The sequence below is a fragment of the Aliihoeflea sp. PC F10.4 genome, assembly GCF_054612275.1.
Genome location: NZ_JBTSWH010000001.1, coordinates 2,345,614 through 2,363,149, shown reverse-complemented (window position 1 = coordinate 2,363,149; position 17,536 = coordinate 2,345,614). Strand labels below are relative to the sequence as shown.

Below are 17,536 nucleotides of genomic sequence, written 5' to 3'. Positions count from 1 at the left end.
CGCGTCTTCCGGAGCCAATGCTCCAGGACAGACCGATGGCGGCATGGCTGTGGGTTACAACGCATCTGCCGTGGCCAACAGTACCGCACTGGGTGCTGGCGCGCGGACAACAGCGGCCAATGCGATCGCCATCGGAAGCCGGGATATCGGTGTGAGCCTTGCTTCCGGCGATGGTGCGATCACGCTGGGCAACAGCACGACCGCAACCGGACAAACCTCTATCGCGATCGGGCGGCAGACGACATCCACGGCAGACGGCGCCGTGGCTGTGGGGCAGAGCGCCCAAGCATCCGGGGTCGGGTCGGTTGCTCTGGGCGGCTCCATCGGTGGGTTCGACGGTACGGGAGGGGCGGTGGCATCGGGCCGTATCTCAGTGGCGATCGGCCCGAATGCGTCGGCGGTTGGAAGTAGTAGCGTCGCGATCGGCTCGGATGCCTCCTCGCTTGCCAGTGGTGGCACGGCTGTCGGCCCGGGAGCCAGGGCAGCTAACAACTCGTTTGCCGGGGCCTATTTGGCCAGCGCCGAGGGCCAGTTCGCCGTGGCGCTCGGTACGCGGTCGCAGGCGAACGCTGTGGACGCTTTGGCGTTCGGGCGGCAGGCCGAAGCGGGCACCTCGGCAATCGCGATCGGGTTCGCTGCCAGCGCGATGGAGGAGGATGCGATCGCGATCGGGCGAACGGCGACGGTCGATCATGCCGGTGGCATCGCTCTCGGTGCAGGATCTATGGCCAACGCACCGACCGGGATTGGTTACGGGACCGGCACGGCGGCACCGGCTTCGGCGGTTTCCATCGGAAGCGAGACGGCGCAACGGCGCATCCAGAACCTTTCGGCAGGTTCGGCAGCAACCGACGCCGTGAATGTATCCCAGCTCGACGCGATGGGACAGAACATCGTGGATTCGCTGGGCGGTGGTGCGCAGATCGATGCGGCGACGGGTGCCTATACCGGCCCGACCTATGTGATCGGCCAGAGCGACGGCACCACCTTATCCGTAACGAATGTCGGGGATGCTGTTACCGCGCTCGACGATCGGGTCAACACGCCGATCACCTTCGCCGGCAATTCCGGCTCCTCGGATCGCCTTCTCGGCGACACGCTGATCATCCAGGGCGCAGCGTCGCGCCCTGGCCCGTATTCCGGGCAGAACCTGTCCACCACGGTCGACAGTGCGGGCATTATCAACCTCGAAATGTCCGACCAGCCGCAGTTCGGCGACGTCATCATCAATGCTGGCGGAACGGGTCGGATCGCCGGTGTTGCGGCCGGTGTCGCTGGTACGGACGCGGTGAACAGGGACCAACTCGACGCCGTTGCCGATGCTGCGAATGCCGGCTGGAACCTTACTGCCCAAGGCGCGAACGGCTCGAACGTCGCGCCGGGCGACAGCGTCGATCTGGCCAATACGGACGGCAACATCGTCGTGTCGAAGGATGCGGCGGGCAACGACGTGACGTTCGATCTGGCCGACGACATCGCCGTGGATTCGGTTACGGCCGGAAACACCACGATCAACAATGACGGCCTGACCATCATCGGTGGTCCGAGCGTGACAGCAGGCGGCATCGATGCGGGCGGTGCGCCGATCACCAATGTCGCCGCCGGCACCGCGCCGACCGACGCCGCTAATCTCGGTCAGGTCAACGATCTGGTGGGCGGTGTGGCCAACACGCCGATCACCTTCGCCGGCAATTCCGGCTCCTCGGATCGCCTGCTCGGCGACACGCTGACCATACAGGGTGCGGCGTCACGTCCCGGGCCGTATTCCGGGCAGAACCTGTCGACCACGGTCGACAGTGCGGGGATCGTCAACCTCGAAATGTCCGATCAGCCGCAATTCGGCGACGTCATTATCAATGATGGCGGAACGGGTCGGATCGCGGGCGTCGCAGCCGGTGTTGCGGGCACCGATGCGGTGAACAGGGACCAACTCGATGCCGTTGCCGATGCTGCGAATGCCGGCTGGAACCTCAGCGCCCAGGGCGCGAACGGCTCGAACGTCGCGCCGGGCGACAGCGTCGATCTGGCCAATACGGACGGCAACATCGTCGTGTCGAAGGATGCGGCGGGCAACGACGTGACGTTCGATCTGGCCGACGACATCGCCGTGGATTCGGTCACCGCCGGAAACACCACGATCAACAATGACGGCCTGACCATCATCGGTGGTCCGAGCGTGACAGCAGGCGGGATCGACGCGGGCAATGCGCCGATCACCAACGTTGCAGACGGCACCGCGCCGACCGACGCTGCAAATCTCGGTCAGGTCAACGATCTGGTGGGTGGTGTGGCCAACACGCCGATCAGCTTCGCCGGCAATTCCGGCTCCTCGGATCGCCTGCTCGGCGACACGCTGACCATACAGGGTGCGGCGTCGCGCCCTGGCCCGTATTCCGGGCAAAACCTGTCCACTACGGTCGACAGTGCGGGCATCATCAACCTCGAAATGTCCGACCAGCCGCAGTTCGGTGATGTCATCATCAATGATGGCGGAACGGGTCGGATTGCAGGCGTGGCGGGCGGTGTCGCGGGCACGGATGCAGTCAATGTCAGCCAGTTGACCACGCTCGGCAATTCGATGGCGGACTCGTTTGGCGGCAATACGACTTATAATCCGGTAACGCAGACGATCATTGCCGACCTCAGCGTCGGAGGCACGAGCTACACCACCATTCAAGACGCTCTAGATGCCATCGATGCGAGCGCGATGGCCGGGTTCAGCCTGACGGCTCAAGGTGCCAATGCCACCAATGTCGGCCCCAATGACAGCATCGATCTCGCCAACGCCGACGGCAACATCGTCGTATCCAAGGACGCCGGCAGCAATGATGTCTCGTTCGATCTGGCCGACGATATCGCCGTCGATACGGTGACGGCAGGCAATTCGGTACTTTCGAACGCTGGCCTTACGATTGCCGACGGTACGAACACGACGACGATCGGTGCAGACGGCATGACCATCGCGAGCGGCCCGAGCGTCACGAGCACAGGCATCGATGCCGGTGGCAGCGTCATAGCGAATGTCGCCGCCGGTGTGGCGGCGACCGACGCGGTCAATGTCAGCCAGTTGAACCTCGCCGAAGAACAGATCGACCAGAACGCCGAGGACATCACGGAACTGGACGAGACGATCAACGACGTGGCCGGCGACACCTCCGACACTTACGTCACAATCAACGGGCGTGGCATCCGCTATGCCCGCACCAACGAAGAGGGCCTCGACGAGATCGATGCCTATGCGCAAGGCGTCGGTTCGACGGCGCTCGGCCACAACGCTGTCGCGGAGGCGGGCGACAGCGTTGCCATCGGCCGCGACAGCCGCTCGCTCATCGATACGGGCGTGGCGCTGGGCAGCGGCGCCGTCTCGGATCGCGCGATCGTGGGCGAACAGGGGGAACTTGCCGGCGGTCTTGTCACGTTCAATACCACGGATGCGACGCTTCTCGGTGCCGTTTCGCTCGGCAACTCGGAAGATGGAACACTCCGTCAGATCACCAATATGGCGGATGGCACCCAGCAGCAGGACGCGGTGACATTACGCCAGCTCGCAAACTCCATCGGCGCGGTTTCCGCAACGAGCACGATGTACTTCCATGCCAACCCAGGTGAAGACCCTCTCGATCCCGACGCGGATTCGGTTGCCGGGGGTTTGCGTTCGATCGCGGTCGGTCCGAACACGGTCGTCAATGCCGACAACGGCATCGGCATCGGCAACGGCGCCATCGTCAATCAGAATGCGCCAGGCGGGATCGCTATCGGCCATCTTGCGCAAATCCAGGGTGCGGAGGCGATGGCCTTCGGTTCCAACGCCGTCGCCAATGCCGGGGAAGCCATCGCAATCGGCGCAGGTGCAAGCGCAACGCAGGTTGCAAGCCTTGCGCTGGGTTCGAATGCGACCACGGAAAGGGGGCCACAATCTGGTTATTCGGCCTATGGTCTTGACGATCCGCAAAGCTCAGTCGGTGAAGTCTCGTTCGGCCGAGCCGGGCAAGAGCGTCAATTGACCAATGTCGCGGCAGGGTCGGCCGATACCGATGCTGTCAATGTCTCGCAGTTGCGCGCCGTGGATGAGGGATTGGAAGACCTCGCCGACCGTGCCGTGACCTATGACGGCGCGCCAGGCGATCCGCGTGACACCATCACGCTTGCCGGAGCGGATGGCACGACGATTACCAACCTCGCGGATGGCGCGATCAACGCCGGGTCTTCCGATGCGGTGAACGGGTCGCAGATCGCGGCGCTGTCGCAGAGCATCGCCGATAATCTTGGCGGTGACTCGACGGTCAATCCCGATGGTACGGTGAGCGCCCCGACCTATGTGATCCAGGGAAACACCTATAACAGCGTCGGCGGTGGCTTTACCGCGGTCGATCAGAGCCTGACCAATATCAACAACCAGCTGAACGACATCAGCACCGGCGGCGGCATCACGTATTTCCGTGCCAACTCGTCGCTTGCCGATGCGTCGGCGAACGGGTTGAACAGCGTGGCGATCGGGCCGGAAGCCGTCGCCAACGGCGAAAACAGCTTTGCCGCCGGCAACGGAGCTGCCGCCGGCGGCACCGGAGCGGTGGCACTGGGGCAGGGCGCACAAGCGAACAACGCCAACGACGTGGCTTTGGGAGCGGGCTCCGCTACCACGGAAGCGGTAGGCACCTCGGGCACCACCATTCTCGGTTCTAGCTACGACTTCGCCGGAACCACTCCGGTCGGCACGGTCAGTGTCGGCGCTTCGGGATCGGAACGCACGATCACGAACCTTGCCGCCGGCCGGGTTTCGGCCGACAGCACGGATGCTATCAACGGCTCCCAGCTTCACGCAACAAACGTGGCGCTTGAAGAACTGGCGACCGAACTCGGGAATGTCGGTGGCACCGCCCAGAACGCCGTGCTGTACGACACGAACGCGGATGGCAGCCGCGCCAACAGCATCACCCTGCAGGGAGGCGACCCGGACGCGGCCGTGCAGATTTCGAATGTCGGCCGGGGTGTGCGCGAAACCGATGCCGTCAACGTTGCGCAGCTCGACGAAGGGTTGACCGATGCAAGAACCTACACAGACACACGCGTCGATTTCGCCATAGAAACGTCGAACGCCTATACCGACCGAGTTGCAGAAACGACCTTGAATCAAGCCAATGCGTATACGGACCAGCGCTTCGACCAGCTTAATCAGGACATCGGCGGCATTCGGCGAGAGGCTCGTCAGGCCGCGGCCATCGGCATCGCGGCAGCGTCCCTGCGATATGACGACCGGCCGGGCAAGGCGAGCGTCGCGCTCGGCGGCGGGCTGTGGCAGGGCGAGGGCGCGTTCGCATTCGGCGCAGGCTACACAAGCGAGAACGGACGGTTTCGTACCAATTTGAGCGGTACCACTGCTGGAGGCGACTGGGGCGTCGGTGCCGGTCTCAGCTTCACGCTCAATTAGTGATGCCGTCCCTCAACGTAACCATGCTGACGCGCAGGATCGCTCTGTGCGTCGTCATGAGCTTCGTAACGCCGGCAAGCCTTGGGTCACAGGAATTGGCCGGGCCGCCATACACGGTTACCCCGTCCGACGTCAGGGTTCCGCAGGGCGTCGAAATCGGGCAGTTTCAAAGGACGATCCGTCCTTTCGGCGATTGGACGCTCATATGCGACGACAATCTCGCGGCGCAGTCGACCGTTTGCAATGTCAGGCAGACTATATCGGATCGAGACGGAACGCTCGTCTTCAGCTGGGCACTGGCGGTCACGACCGAAGGCGATCCATACATGCTTTTGCGCACATCGCCGGTTGCTGACAGCGAAGGCTTCATCTCGCTGAAATTCGAAGGCCGCGCCGAACCCGTCGATGTCTATTTCGACGGGTGCAATCAGGTCGTCTGCGTCGGGATGCTGCCGGTCGGCCCCATCATGCGCGGGCAGATCCAGAACGGGTCCTCCCCGACGATCTCCTACCCGACGCGCAATGGCGACGACGTGACCTTCAACGCGACCCTTGCCGGGCTCGCATCCGCGCTCGAAGCAATCGAATGACCTCGTTCCCAGAGACTGAAAATGACGCACGAAGATAAAACGATGACAAACTCCGAAGACACGTCCCGCAACCATCGTGCATCGCGTGGAGGGCGTTCCGGCCTTCTTGCGATCGGCACGCTCGGGCTTGCGGTAGGCATCGGCGCGGGTATCTACCACGGTGAGTTGGTCACGATTGCGAGCAACCTCTTCGGCGCCGGATCGACAAGCGCGCAGGAAGCGCAGACGATCGCTCCGCCTGAGCGCCCGGACGAACTTGCGCAAGACGGTGAGGTCGAAACGGGAGTCGCCCAGAGCGAGGGCATGAACTCACCGAGCATCTCGGATGCGTCGGCATCGCGAGGCACGACGAGCAGGCTTTCAACCAATCCGTTCGAACAGCACATCGAGCAATCCGGTATTCAGACCTGCTCGGCTCTGTATGCAGCTCTGGGAGACAGTCTGACCGGAGGGTCGAGCTACGGCATCCAGTCGTTCTGGAATGAGAGCAATCCCGACGCAAATGCGATCGAGGGCATCGTCGGCCTCGACTATCAAAGCGAGCATTATGCCGGCCCGGCCGCAGGTTACGTTTTCGCCAGTCCAAATGGAGCCGGCTGTAATGGAGCAATGGTTCGCGTCGCATCGTTCCAAGCACCTTGCAGCGAAATACCGAACATTCTTCCCGAGGGAAGCACGCCATTGAGCGATCTGGGGCAGGTTGGTGCATATCGGCTCTCGACCGGCGGCCAAGCGCTTCTGCTTCCCATCGGCAACGGCTGCGCGGTTGTTTCAGTCGTTTCGGGCGTCGATCAAGGCAACAATCGGGAGGGGCAGGAATGAACACGGTCAGAACGGCTCTGGTTGCTCTCGGTTGCCTGCTCGTCGGCCCTTCAATGGCAGCCGATCCAGTCGGCGTGCCGACGGCGCCACCCGCTATAGAGCAGTCCGGAATATGGGCCGCCATCGCCTATTCGGAACCGAAGTCCCGATATGGGTTCTTCTGGGGTGCCGACCAGCGCGAGGAAGCGGAGCGGAGCGCGATGGATCATTGCGAAAATGACGGCGGCGAAAATTGCGAGGTGGTTTCCACGTTTCGCAATCACCGTCACTGGGATGATGACGACCAAAGTGGATTTCCATACCATCCGTGCGGAGCTTTGGCGGTGGGGGAAAAATCCGCAACACTTATGACGCCATGGTCCGCGAAGTCTGCTCGGACACGCCGTGAGGCCGAAGACGCCGCGCTCGAGGCATGCGAGGCGAGCGGCGGGTCCTGCAAAATTCGCGAGTGGGTTTGCACATGAAAAAGAAACACGAAGCAGTAAACAGGGGCATTGGCTTGTTGACACCAAGGTTTGCGGCGGCGCTGTCGGGATTGATCTTGTCGAGTTCCCTTGCCTTCGCGCAGGAGGAAAATACCGGCGTCACCGAAGAGTTTCAGGATTGGCGATTGCAGTGCAGCCAGGCGGACAACGCTTCGCAGACCTGCCTGCTTCGCCAGGAGCAAACCCGCGAGAACGGTGAGCGATTGTTGGTCGTCGAAATCTCCAAACGCGAGGGCAGCACGATCCGCGGGACGGCACTTCTGCCCTTCGGCATATTGTTCGACCGCGGCGTCGTCCTGCAAATCGATGATCGGGCGGAAATGGACCCGCTATCGTTCCGAACGTGTCTGCCGACCGGTTGCATCGCCACCTTCGAGATCGACCAGTCCATGCTTGGTCAGTTGCGGATGGGAACCGCATTGGCCGTCAAGGTCATGACGGTCAACGGTCAGGAAATGAGCTTTCCGGTCTCGCTCAGCGGCTTTACGTCGGCGACAAACAGGCTCAGCCAATTGACCGGATTGTAGTCACTGCTGTTGCGCTGATGTATCTGGAGCATGCGACGAGCATCTCGCCGAGTTTTTGGCGTATGTCGTCGGGATTGCGATCAACCAAAGAAGAAGCCATTGCCGCCCTCGCTGTCAGTCCAACTGCTGCAAGGCAGATCGTTCTCATTCGCCCTAGCACGAATATTTCCGGACCAAACAACGTCACGGAAAACTTGTAGATCAAGGTTAAGGAGCAGGGCGTTTCTGTGGGGCGGTCGTGAATTGAAACTCACAAGCCCTTGAAAGTCTTGGTCGGAGTGGCAGGATTTGAACCTGCGACCCCCTCGTCCCGAACGAGGTGCGCTACCAGGCTGCGCTACACTCCGCGACCAGACGGCGGTGATATAACCGGCGATGCGGTGCCTCGCAAGGCCCACGCCCACCTTTCGCCGGAAAAGCTTGCGTCAGTAAGGTGACGCAACGTTCCCCGTTTCGACATAGACCGACTTGATCTGGCTGTAATGGCCGAGCGCGGCGAGCGCGTTCTCGCGGCCGACGCCGGATTTCTTGTAGCCGCCGAAAGGCATCTCGACCGGCGTGAGGTTGTAGGTGTTGATCCAGCAGGTGCCGGCCTGAAGCTTCGAGACGACGCGGTGGCCGCGCGCAAGATCGGCGGTGAAGACACCCGCGGCAAGTCCGAACTCGGTGTCGTTGGCGCGGGCGATGACCTCTTCTTCGCCCGAAAAGCGCAAGACGCTCATGACCGGGCCGAAAATCTCCTCGCGCGCGATGCGCATGTCGTCGGTCACGTCGGCGAAGACGGTCGGCTCGATGAAATTGCCGTTGTCGAAGCCCTGCATCTTCGGGGCACTGCCGCCTGTCACGAGACGCGCGCCGTCTTCCTCGCGGCCGATGCGGATATAATCCATGACCTTGTCGTGCTGCGCGCGGCTGACGATCGGTCCCATCTGGACATCCTCATCGAGCGGGTCGCCCATGCGGATCGTCTTGGTGCGCTCTGAAAGGCGGTCGAGGAAGCGGTCGTAGACGGCGTCCTCGACGAAGACGCGGGTGCCGTTGGAGCAGATCTGGCCTGACGAATAGAAATTGCCGAGCATCGCGCCGCCGATGGCGTTTTCGAGATCGGCATCGTCGAAGACGATCAGCGGCGACTTGCCGCCAAGCTCCATCGTCGCGTGCTTCATGTGCTGGCCGGCGAGCGCCATGACCTTCTGGCCGGTCGGGATGGAGCCGGTGAGCGAAACCTTGTCGACATGAGGATGGGCGGTCAGTGCCGCGCCGACATCGCCATAACCCTGCACGACATTGAACAGGCCGGCGGGAAGGCCCGCCTCGATGTAGATTTCGGCAAGGGCGAGGGCCGAAAGCGGCGTCGTTTCGGACGGCTTGAAGACCATCGCGTTGCCCATGGCGAGCGCCGGCGCGGATTTCCATGCAGCGATCTGGATCGGATAGTTCCACGCGCCGATGCCGACGCAAACGCCGAGCGCCTCGCGACGGGTGTATGCAAAGGGGCCGCCAAGCTCGATGAACTCGCCGTTGAAGCCAGCGACGACGGAGCCGAGATATTCGAGCGCGTCGGCAGCCGATGCCGCGTCGGCGACGAGCGTTTCCTGAATGGGCTTGCCGGTGTCGAGCGTTTCGAGGCGCGACAGCTCGTCATTACGCTCGCGCAGGAGATCGGCTGCGCGACGCAAAATGCGGCCGCGCTCGATGGGCTTGAGCGCGGCCCATTCGGCCTGTGCCCCGCGTGCGGCTTCCACCGCAAGCTCCACGATGTTGGGCGTTGCCGAATGGAGCTTTGCGATGGTCTCGCCGGTCGCGGGATAAAGCACGTCGATGGCGCGGCCCCCTTCGTCCTCGACGAATGAGCCGTTGATGAAATGGGATGCCTTCGGCTGTGCTTTCATGAGATCTTCCTTTGCCTAGTTTTCCTCGACCGAGACGCCGCTCTCGTTGATCTGGATTTCGACGCCCGATGGCTGGCTTTCTTCGCGGTAGATGTAGAGGCCCAAAACGAGGGCGACGACGGCGAGGCCGCCAATGATGATGTAGAGCTTGTCGCGGGTCATGATGTCCGTGCCTGAGTGGAATGACGATACGTTGCGTTTAGCGTTGTTCGTCTGCCGAGGCTAGCGGTCCGATGTTTCCCAGCGCGGGTTGATCCACGGTTCCTGATTGGAGGGACTGAGAGGCTGGCGACCGAGAATGTGATCGGCCGCCTTTTCGCCGACCATGATCGACGGCGCATTGAGATTACCGTTGGTGATGCGCGGAAAGATCGAGGAGTCGGCGACGCGCAGACCCTCGACACCGATGACGCGGCACTCGTGATCGACGACGGCCTGAATGTCATCCGCACGGCCCATTTTGCAAGTGCCGCAGGGATGATAGGCGCTTTCGGCATGCTCGCGAATGAAGGCGTCGAGCTGATCGTCGCTCGTCACATCCACGCCTGGCGAGATTTCCCGACCGCGATAATCGTCGAATGCGGACTGGCCGAAGATCTCGCGGGTCAGGCGGATGCAGTGGCGAAACTCTGCCCAGTCGTCGGGATGCGACATGTAGTTGAAGCGAATGACGGGCTTGTCCTTCGGATCGGGGGAGCGCAGCGAAATCTCTCCGCGCGATTTCGAACGCATGGGTCCGACATGCGCCTGAAAGCCGTGCGCCTTGGCGGCGGCCTTGCCGTCATAGCGGATCGCGACGGGCAGGAAATGATACTGGATGTCGGGATAGTCGATGCCGGCTTTGGATCGGACGAATGCCGCCGCCTCGAAATGGTTCGACGCGCCGAGGCCCGACTTGAAGAACAGCCACTCGGCGCCGATCAACGCCTTGGAGAACAAGTTGAGCTTGGAATAGAGCGTGATCGGCTTCGTCGATTCCTGCTGGATATAGAGCTCCATATGATCCTGCAGGTTCTGACCGACACCCGGCCGGTCCGCGACTACGTCGATGCCGTTGTCGTGAAGATGTGCGGCCGGACCGATGCCAGACAGCATCAAAAGCTTGGGCGAGTTGATCGAGGACGCGGCGAGGATGACTTCTCGCTTCGCCTTAACGAAGCGGATCTCGCCACGCGCTTCATATTCGACGCCGGTTGCGCGTTGATTCTCGATGACAATGCGGCGAACGAAGCCACTGATCAGATTCACGTTCTTGCGCTTGAGAGCAGGGCGCAGATAGGCGTTGGCGGTAGACCAGCGACGGCCTTGATGGATGGTCTGCTCCATCGCCCCGAAGCCTTCCTGCTTGGAGCCATTATAGTCGTCCGTCGTCTCGAACCCGGCCTGTTTGCCTGCATCGACAAAGGCCGCGTAAAGTGGATTGGCGCGCGGGCCGCGCTGGACGTGCATCGGGCCGTTCGTGCCGCGCCAGCCGGCCTCGCCGCCATGCGAGGTTTCGAGCCGCTTGAAGTAGGGCAGCACGTCGGCATAGGCCCAGCCCGCCGCGCCTTCTTCTGCCCAATGGTCGAAATCGCGCGCATGGCCGCGCACATAGACCATGCCGTTGATGGAGGACGACCCACCGATGACCTTGCCGCGCGGCGTGGCGAGGCGGCGACCGCCCAGATGCGGTTCCGGTTCGCTTTCAAAGCCCCAGTCGTAGCGGCTCATATTCATGGGAAAAGAGAGGGCCGCGGGCATCTGGATGAACGGCCCGATATCGGTGCCGCCGAATTCCACGACGGCGACGGAGTGCTTGCCGTCTTCCGACAGGCGATAGGCAAGCGCGCTGCCGGCCGAGCCGGACCCGACGATGACGTAATCGGCTTCGAGCATGATCATTCGCCTCGCGGGAAACGCTGGCGATCTTCCAGCACATTGAGGTCCATGTGGTTGCGCATGTAGCGCTCGGACGCCTTTTGCAGCGGCTGGAAATCCCACGGGTAATAGGAGCCGTTTCGCAGGGCGGGATAAACGACCCAGCGCCGCGCCTGGCTCTCGCGCACTTCGGCGTCGAAGCGCGCCATGTCCCAGCACTCGCGAACGCGCGAGGCAAAGCCGGCAACGAGTTGTTCGTTGGCCGGGTCTTCGGCAAGGTTGGTCAATTCGGCCGGATCGGATTCAAGATCAAAGAGTTGCGGCGGGTCGATCTCGCAATGCACGAACTTGAAGCGGCCGTGGCGGATGGCGACCAATGGCGTGTAGGAGCCTTCGGCGGCGTATTCCATCAACACCGGCTCGTGCCGCTCCGTCCCGTCGATCATGGGGCGAAGCGAGGTGCCGTCGGTCCATGGCATGATCGCTTCCATGTCGATGCCGGCAAGGTCGCAGAGTGTCGGGCAGATATCGAGATTGGAGGTCGGCGTCGCGTGGTTGCCGGCCTCGATGCCGCGTCCGGCGATCATCAGCGGAACGCGCGAGGAGCCATCGAAGAATGACATCTTGAACCAGAGGCCACGCTCGCCGAGCATCTCGCCATGATCGGAGCAGAAAACGATAATCGTATCGTCCGCCATGCGCGTGCGCTCAAGCGTGTCGAGAAGCTCGCCGACCTTGTCGTCGATATAGGAGATATTGGCGAAATAGGCGTGGCGCGATTTCCGAACGTCGTCCTCAGTGATGTCGAACGAGGCGTAATCGCTGGCGTGATAGAGCCGCTGCGAATGCGGGTCCTGCGCGTCGGCAGGGATGAAGCCGACTTCCGGCTGGAGCTTGTCGCAATCCTCGTAAAGATCCCAGTATTTGCGCCGAGCTACGAACGGGTCGTGCGGATGGGTGAACGAGACCGTCAGGCACCAGGGGCGACGGTCATCGTCCTCGCTTTCGCGGGAGAGCTGATAAAGCTTCTGGTTGGCGAGGAAGGCGACCTCGTCGTCATATTCCATCTGGTTGGTGATTTCGGCCACGCCCGCGCCGGTGACGGAGCCGAGATTGTGATACCACCAGTCGATGCGTTCGCCGGGTTTGCGGTAATCCGGCGTCCAGCCGAAATCGGCCGGATAGATGTCGGTCGTCAGCCGTTCCTCGAAACCGTGAAGCTGGTCCGGGCCGACGAAGTGCATCTTGCCGGACAAAGCCGTGTAGTAGCCGGCGGCGCGCAGATGATGCGCGAAAGTGGGGATCGACGAGGGAAATTCGGCCGCGTTGTCGTAGACACGCGTGCGCGATGGCAGCTGGCCGCTCATGAAGGACGCGCGGGCAGGCGCACACAGCGGCGAGGCGGTGTAGTTGGCTGCAAAGCGCGCAGAACGTGCAGCCAGCGCCTTGAGATGCGGGGCATGCAGGAAATCGGCCGGGCCGTCCGGAAACAGCGTTCCCGTCAACTGGTCGACCATGATGATGAGGATGTTCGGCTTCAATTCTTGTCCCCCCGGACGGAAAGCTGGAGATCGAGATAGTCGTTGACGAGCGCGATGGCGGACCCCGCATCCGGCGCGCCGTCTTTCAGCGCGCGGCGGATGTAGAGACCGTCGATCATGGCGGCGATGCCCTCGGCGGTCTTTTCGGCATCGCCGACGAGTGGGCGCAATCCGCTCATGAGGTTGGAATGAAGGCGGCGCGCATAAATGCGCAACAGGCGGCGCATCGGCTCGGAGCGCTGCGCGAAGACATAGAAGGTCAGCCACGCGGCGATCGTCTGCGAGGTGAACTGGGCCGGCGAGAAATTCACTGCGATGACGGCGCGGATGCGTGCTTCGGGCGTCGGAGCCCTGGCCAGCGCCTCGCGCGCGTCCCGGCCGAGTTCGGCGAGGATGTGGCGCATCGTGGCGTGGAGAAGGTCGTCCTTGGCACCAAAATAATGATGGGCGAGCGCGGACGACACGCCCGCGCGCTGCGCGATCTGCGCCATGGTGACGTCGAGCGAGCCGCGCTCGCCAATAGCGGCGATCGCAGCGTCGATCAGGGCCTTGCGGCGCAGCGGTTCCATTCCCAGCTTTGGCATGAAGATACGTCTATCTTTAATTGACTGGTCAATCAAGAACCTGTGCATGGCTGTTTTTCAATCCTGGCCCACCGTTTTCGGGTTCCGGCGCGCAATTGACGCATGGTAGGATCGGCCAGCTTATGGAGGATTTTCAGAAATGACTGCATGCATTGTCGGCTGGGCGCATTCGGCGTTCGGCAAGTTGCCCGACGAGACCGTCGAGAGCCTGATTACCAAGATTGCCATGGACGCGCTTGACCATGCCGGGATCGGTCCCGAGGACGTGGACGAGATCGTGCTCGGCCATTTCAATGCGGGCTTCACGGCACAGGATTTCACGGCCAGCCTGGTTCTTCAGGCTGACGACCGGCTGCGCTTCAAACCGGCGACGCGCGTGGAAAACGCTTGCGCGACCGGCTCGGCTGCGGTGCGGCAGGGCATTCGCGCGATCGACGCCAACGCTGCGAAGATCGTGCTCGTCGTCGGCGTTGAACAGATGACCACGACGCCGGGACCGGAGATCGGCAAGAACCTGTTGAAGGCGTCCTATCTGCCAGAGGAAGGCGACACGCCGGCCGGTTTCGCGGGCGTTTTCGGCGGCATCGCGCAGGCTTATTTCCAGCGCCATGGCGATCAGTCCGACGCGCTGGCGATGATCGCGGCGAAGAACCACAAGAACGGCGTCGAAAACCCTTACGCGCAGATGCGCAAGGATTTCGGCTTCGATTTCTGCCGGCACGAGAGTGAGAAGAACCCGTTCGTTGCCGGCCCCCTCAAGCGCACGGATTGCTCGCTTGTTTCGGATGGCGCTGCGGCGATCGTGCTCGCCGACACAAAGACCGCGCTGAAGATGAAGCGTGCCGTCGCTTTCCGCGCCAACGAGCATGTGCAGGATTTCCTGCCGTTGTCGAAGCGCGACATCCTGCTTTTCGAGGGCGCTGAAGAAGCATGGGCGCGTGCCTTGAAGACGGCTGGCGTATCGCTCGACGATCTCTCGCTGGTCGAGACGCATGACTGCTTCACCATCGCCGAACTGATCGAATACGAGGCGATGGGACTGGCCAAGCGTGGCGAGGGCGCGAAGATCGCGCTCGAAGGCCAGACCGAGAAGAACGGCCGCCTGCCGGTGAACCCGTCGGGAGGGCTGAAGTCGAAGGGCCATCCGATCGGCGCGACGGGCGTGTCGATGCATGCGCTTTCGGCCATGCAATTGACCGGCGAGGCGGGCGGCATACAGGTGCCAAACGCCAAGCTCGCGGGCATTTTCAACATGGGCGGCGCGGCGGTCGCGAACTACGTGTCGATCCTCGAGCGCATCAAGTGAAGCGCCCGGCCGTCGTCACCGGCGGCGCATCCGGCATCGGTCTCGCCGTTGCCGAGCGTCTGCTGGATGACGGTTGGCCGGTCGCGATCATGGATGCTGACGCGGAAGCGCTCGCCGAGGCGGAAGACCGTCTCGGCGACGAGGACGCGATCTTCATTCGCGTCGACCTGACCGACGAGGACGAACTCTCGGAAGCGTTCGACCAGTGCGTCGACGCACTTGGACCAGTCGCCGCACTGGTCAATGCCTTACCAGGCGATGGCGCTACTTCGCCGGAAGACGTTTCGGCCGAGACGCTGCGGCAATCTCTCGAATTCGGATTGATCGCGGTGCAAAGCACATGCCGGGAGGCCATCGAGCGGCGCGCAGACGAACTTGCCGTCGTCAACATGCTGGCCGAGAGCGAAGCGGGGATCGCCGCATCTGTGGCCCGCGCCGGGCTGAAGGCGCTGAGCGACGGGCTGGCGGTGGAACTTGGACCGAAGGGCGTGCGGGTAAACTGCGTGTCGTGGCGCCGTAACGCCGCGATCGAGAACGTTCCGCTGCGCCGCCCGTCCGAAGCGGATGAAGTTGCCGCAGCCGTCGCGTTTCTGCTGTCACCCGAGGCGAGTTATGTCAGCGGTCACACGCTGATGGTGGATGGTGGGCGTTCGAAGGCGGGTCAATAAAGCGACACCGTCCCGTATCCCGGTACCTTGATGCCCCAGCGTTGGATGTCGATACCGGCGACGAGGCCGAGCAGATGGAACTCGATGCCGCTCGATGCGCCGATGGTGACGCCCGCATAGCCGCCGAGATTGATGCGGAAATCGCGCCGGTCCGGCGTCAGGCCGAATGCGCCAAGACCCGCTACATAGTCGCGCCCCACCGCGTTGGACGGAAGGCGGCCGCCGAAATCTGGCACGGCATCGAGCACATTGGCGACGAAGCTGTTCGAGTTCGGCCCCGGCCAAATGCGATAGCCGCCCGGCTGCGAATAGGGGTAGGCGGCGATCGCGCTATCGAATTGCGGCAGCAGGCGCTCGGCAGCCTCACCCTCGACGGCGTGAACGACATAGGGCGGATTCGAGTACCAGTAGCCGTCCGCGTCGCGATGGTTGCGGCGGATCGGGGAGCCCCAGCCGACCTTGTCGTAACGCTCATAGCTCGTCTCTCCGGGGCGCTTCAGGACGATCCAGCTATGCACCGAAAGCGCGCCTTTCAGCCCTCCCGTGCGCGCCGCCAGCACATAGATTGCCGCGTTATCCGCTGAAGGCGGTGGCAAGAGGCCCGCCGAAGACCAGTTGGCGATCCGCCATGTCTGGGGGCGGTCGGCGAAGGTCCACCAGCCGAGCGTCGCCAGTGCCGGAAGGATGAAAACGAGAAAGACGAGGCCGGACAGACGCAGTGCGATCGACAATTGGCGAGCTTCCTTTCGGGGGCGGGACAGAGTATTGGCGGGCAGTTTCATGAGGACAGATAATGGCAAATCCGGTTCTGGTCGAAGTCACCCGCGCAAATGTGATCGAAAGCCGCCATCGCGGCGCGGTCAGCGTATTCGATGGCGATGGAGTCGAGGTGCTGTCGATCGGCGATGTCGCGCGGCCCGTCTTTCCACGCTCGGCGGTGAAGTCGATCCAGGCGCTGCCGCTGGTCGAGAGTGGCGCGGCCGATGCGTTCGGGTTTTCGAAGGCCGACCTCGCGCTCGCCTGCGCCTCGCATTCCGGCGAGGCCGCCCATGCCGAGCGATCGGCATCGATTCTGGCGCGAGCGGGATTGTCCGTTGCCGATCTGGAGTGTGGGACGCATTGGCCGACCCGTCAGGAAGCGACGATCGAACTGGCGCGCTCGGGTGCATGGCCAAGCGCGTTGCATAATAATTGTTCGGGGAAGCACTCTGGTTTCGTGTGCACCTGCCGGCATCTCGGCATCGACCATCATGGATATGTGAAGGCCGGGCATCGTTCGCAGGAGATGGTGCGCGAAGCGATGGAAGCGGTGACCGGCGCGGCCCATGGCGTGGACATGTGCGGTACGGACGGCTGTTCGATCCCCACCTATGCGGTGCCGCTGTCTAGCCTCGCGAGAGGCTTTGCCCGCATGGCGACGGGGCAGGGGCTGGGCACCGAACGCGCGAAAGCGGCCAAACGCATTTTCAAGGCATGTATGGCCGAGCCGTTCTATGTCGCCGGGACCGACCGGGTGGACACGAAGCTGATGACGCTCGGGGCGGGCCGGCTATTCGTGAAAGTCGGGGCCGAGGGTGTCTATTGCGGCGCGCTGCCGGAACTGGGACTTGGCTTTGCCCTGAAATGCGACGACGGCGCGGTGCGTGCGGCCGAAACGATGGTCGGCGCCCTGATCGGCCGCCTTGCGGACGATGCACTCGGCGAAGAAGTCGCCGCGCTTTCGCGGCAGGTGATGACGAACTGGAACGGGATCGACGTCGGTGTCGTGCGTCCTGCCGGCGAACTCGCGTAAAGATCGCGCGTTCATGCTATGCTGGATGAACCGGCATGAGCGGA

Annotated in this window: 14 protein-coding genes and 1 tRNA gene; 8 read left to right on the top strand and 7 right to left on the bottom strand. The window is 62.8% G+C overall.

Going from position 1 to position 17,536, the window contains the following annotated elements:
- Positions 1 to 43 precede the first annotated feature (43 nt).
- The 5 genes from ACX82Z_RS12030 to ACX82Z_RS12010 all read left to right on the top strand — a co-directional run bounded on the left by ACX82Z_RS12030 (position 44) and on the right by ACX82Z_RS12010 (position 7,852).
- Positions 44 to 5,428: a YadA-like family protein gene (locus tag ACX82Z_RS12030; RefSeq protein WP_459911717.1), complete on the top strand. Its 5,385-nt coding sequence runs from the start codon at positions 44 to 46 to the stop codon at positions 5,426 to 5,428.
- 2 nt (positions 5,429 to 5,430) lie between these two features.
- The gene (locus ACX82Z_RS12025; RefSeq protein WP_459589047.1) at positions 5,431 to 6,018 is read left to right on the top strand and encodes an invasion associated locus B family protein; all 588 of its coding nucleotides are present in this window, start codon (positions 5,431 to 5,433) and stop codon (positions 6,016 to 6,018) included.
- A gap of 42 nt (positions 6,019 to 6,060) precedes the next feature.
- A complete protein-coding gene (locus ACX82Z_RS12020; protein WP_459589045.1) occupies positions 6,061 to 6,840 on the top strand; it encodes a hypothetical protein in 780 nt (259 codons plus the stop codon).
- Positions 6,837 to 7,304 (top strand): DUF4189 domain-containing protein, encoded by a 468-nt coding sequence (locus tag ACX82Z_RS12015; protein ID WP_459589044.1) that lies wholly within the window; start codon positions 6,837 to 6,839, stop codon positions 7,302 to 7,304. Before ACX82Z_RS12020 ends, ACX82Z_RS12015 begins: the two co-directional genes overlap by 4 nt.
- 77 nt (positions 7,305 to 7,381) lie before the next feature.
- Positions 7,382 to 7,852, top strand: coding sequence for an invasion associated locus B family protein (locus ACX82Z_RS12010; RefSeq protein ID WP_459589042.1), 471 nt, complete (start codon positions 7,382 to 7,384; stop codon positions 7,850 to 7,852).
- A gap of 270 nt (positions 7,853 to 8,122) precedes the next feature.
- Here the strand turns inward: ACX82Z_RS12010 and ACX82Z_RS12005 are convergent.
- The 6 genes from ACX82Z_RS12005 to betI all read right to left on the bottom strand — a co-directional run bounded on the left by ACX82Z_RS12005 (position 8,123) and on the right by betI (position 13,726).
- Positions 8,123 to 8,199: transfer RNA gene (locus ACX82Z_RS12005), tRNA-Pro, on the bottom strand.
- Positions 8,200 to 8,277: 78 nt separating this feature from the next.
- Positions 8,278 to 9,744, bottom strand: coding sequence for a betaine-aldehyde dehydrogenase (gene betB / locus ACX82Z_RS12000; protein ID WP_459589040.1), 1,467 nt, complete (start codon positions 9,742 to 9,744; stop codon positions 8,278 to 8,280).
- 15 nt (positions 9,745 to 9,759) lie between these two features.
- Positions 9,760 to 9,906, bottom strand: a complete 147-nt coding sequence (locus tag ACX82Z_RS11995; RefSeq protein WP_459589038.1) for a hypothetical protein — start codon at positions 9,904 to 9,906, stop codon at positions 9,760 to 9,762.
- Between the two features lie 60 nt (positions 9,907 to 9,966).
- Positions 9,967 to 11,619, bottom strand: coding sequence for a choline dehydrogenase (gene betA / locus ACX82Z_RS11990; protein WP_459589036.1), 1,653 nt, complete (start codon positions 11,617 to 11,619; stop codon positions 9,967 to 9,969).
- A 2-nt stretch (positions 11,620 to 11,621) separates the two neighbouring features.
- A complete protein-coding gene (gene betC, locus ACX82Z_RS11985) occupies positions 11,622 to 13,118 on the bottom strand; it encodes a choline-sulfatase (RefSeq protein WP_459911715.1) in 1,497 nt (498 codons plus the stop codon).
- A gap of 20 nt (positions 13,119 to 13,138) precedes the next feature.
- Positions 13,139 to 13,726, bottom strand: coding sequence for a choline-binding transcriptional repressor BetI (betI, locus tag ACX82Z_RS11980; protein ID WP_459589034.1), 588 nt, complete (start codon positions 13,724 to 13,726; stop codon positions 13,139 to 13,141).
- Between the two features lie 139 nt (positions 13,727 to 13,865).
- Here betI and ACX82Z_RS11975 point away from each other — a divergent pair, with 139 nt between their 5' ends.
- Positions 13,866 to 15,032, top strand: coding sequence for an acetyl-CoA acetyltransferase (locus ACX82Z_RS11975; RefSeq protein WP_459589032.1), 1,167 nt, complete (start codon positions 13,866 to 13,868; stop codon positions 15,030 to 15,032).
- Positions 15,029 to 15,700, top strand: a complete 672-nt coding sequence (locus ACX82Z_RS11970) for an SDR family NAD(P)-dependent oxidoreductase (protein ID WP_459589031.1) — start codon at positions 15,029 to 15,031, stop codon at positions 15,698 to 15,700. The genes ACX82Z_RS11975 and ACX82Z_RS11970 overlap by 4 nt, the downstream gene beginning before the upstream one ends.
- Here ACX82Z_RS11970 and ACX82Z_RS11965 read toward each other — a convergent pair.
- Positions 15,694 to 16,431, bottom strand: a complete 738-nt coding sequence (locus ACX82Z_RS11965) for a DUF3750 domain-containing protein (RefSeq protein WP_459589029.1) — start codon at positions 16,429 to 16,431, stop codon at positions 15,694 to 15,696. The genes ACX82Z_RS11970 and ACX82Z_RS11965 overlap by 7 nt on opposite strands.
- Positions 16,432 to 16,493: 62 nt before the next feature.
- On the opposite strand from ACX82Z_RS11965, the gene ACX82Z_RS11960 reads away from it, so the two are divergent.
- Positions 16,494 to 17,492 (top strand): asparaginase, encoded by a 999-nt coding sequence (locus ACX82Z_RS11960; protein WP_459589027.1) that lies wholly within the window; start codon positions 16,494 to 16,496, stop codon positions 17,490 to 17,492.
- Positions 17,493 to 17,536 lie beyond the last annotated feature (44 nt).